Below are 1,813 nucleotides of genomic sequence, written 5' to 3'. Positions count from 1 at the left end.
AGCCACACACACTTTTTGTCCTATAAGCCAAATTTTCCGTGAATCATGAGAAACGCCTTAAAATAGGGTTTTGAATTTTGACTAAAAACATGAAAAATGTTTGATTTATACGTTTTGTAGTAGACAAATATAGTAATAAAACAGAAAATTTATAGAAAAAATAGCGTAAAATTTTAAAAAATTCATCGTTCCTATTATCAAAACGCATTCATGGATAAAGCTAGTGATAACTAGCAGTTATCGACTCTCATACCGTCAATTATTCGTCAAAAATGCCTTTTCTATGCAGATTTAGTAATGGTTTTTGGACGTTTTTAGGGCTTCGGAGTATTCAACAATCAAAAACCCTGTGCTATAATGAACTTGTCTTTAAAAGGAAATAAGCAATTTGAGAAGGGGACCAAAAAACGTCAGTAATTAGGATTAAGGATTTCTTGAAGAGCTTGTTCCAGGTATATGTTTTCGGAAAAGAGGATTAGACAAATGGGAAACGTAGTAAAATTTAAGTATGAACAACTTGACCAACTTTTATTAGATGCATTCATGAAATTTGGTTTCTCTGAAAAAGATTCTAAAATTATTCGTGACGTATTGTTGATGTCCGATATGTACGGCATTCAGAGTCATGGTATGCAGCGTCTTGTTCGTTACCACAAAGGTATCGAAAAAGGTACAATCAAAGTTGACGCTCAACCTGAAGTTGTTTTCGAAACTCCAGTATCCGCAGTTATCGACGGTCATGACGGCATGGGCCAATTGATTGGTCACTATGCAATGGAATTAGCTATTAAAAAAGCTAAAGAATCCGGTGTAGGTATCGTTTCTGCACGTAACTCCAACCACTACGGTATTGCCGGTTACTACGCTAACATGGCAGTAGAAGAAGGCTTAATCGGTTTCTCCTGCACTAACTCCGAAGCTATCATGGTTCCTACATATGCTCGTAAAGCTATGTTGGGTTCCAACCCACAAGCTTGGGCAGCTCCTGCTGAACCTTACAACTTCTTCTTCGATGCTTCTACTACAGTAGTAACTCGTGGTAAATTGGAAATGTACAATAAATTAGGTAAACAATTACCTGATGGCTGGGCATTGAATAAAGATGGTAACCCATCCACTGACGCAGCTGATGTATTGAAAAATATCTCCGCTCACGTAGGCGGCGGTATCATGCCACTTGGCGGTAACACTGAACAATTAGGTTCCCATAAAGGTTATGGTAACGGTATGGTTGTTGAATTGTTCGCAGCTATCCTTTCCATGGGCGGCACTTCCAACCACTGCATGAAAGACGGCAAATCCAATATTTGCCACGGCTTCATGGCTATTAACCCTGCATTCTTCGGCGATGCTGACGCTATCAAAAAACATTTCTCCACTTTCTTAACTGAACTTCGTGAAGCTCCTAAAGCTGAAGGTGAAGCACGTATTTACACTCATGGTGAAAAAGAAGTTGAAGCAGTTAAAGACCGTGAAGAAAACGGTATCCCTGTAATCGACAAAACTATGACTGAAGTTTATGAACTTTGCCAGTACTTAGGTCTTGACTTCAGCAAATACTTCGGCGACTACAAACCACCTGTAGCCGGCGATATGTTCACCGGTAACTATTAATAGACGGCCATTGAGCCCTATTAATAGGAGTCCCTTGACTCTCAGTAAATAATGCACCTAGCACATATAGCGCAATGATGATATTGTGCAGTTTAATAGGAAGGGCAGAGCCTATTAAGCAGTAAGAAGAAGAGCAGCTCGCACGGTAACGTGCGGGCTGTTTTTTGTTGTACGCCGAATAGGCATGACAAAACCCCCA

At 39.8% G+C, this 1,813-nt stretch carries 1 protein-coding gene; it reads left to right on the top strand.

Annotation, left to right across the window (positions count from 1 at the left end):
- The first annotated feature begins 474 nt into the window (after positions 1-474).
- Positions 475-1,614, top strand: a complete 1,140-nt coding sequence (locus QZL64_RS00495; RefSeq protein ID WP_412192126.1) for an Ldh family oxidoreductase — start codon at positions 475-477, stop codon at positions 1,612-1,614.
- The last annotated feature ends 199 nt before the right edge of the window (positions 1,615-1,813 follow it).

Source organism: Veillonella sp. CAG:933 (assembly GCF_000431435.1).
Classification (GTDB): Bacteria; Bacillota; Negativicutes; order Veillonellales; family Veillonellaceae; genus Veillonella_A.
The sequence above is the reverse complement of the archived record's forward strand: the minus strand, read 5'-3'. Positions and strand labels throughout refer to the sequence as shown.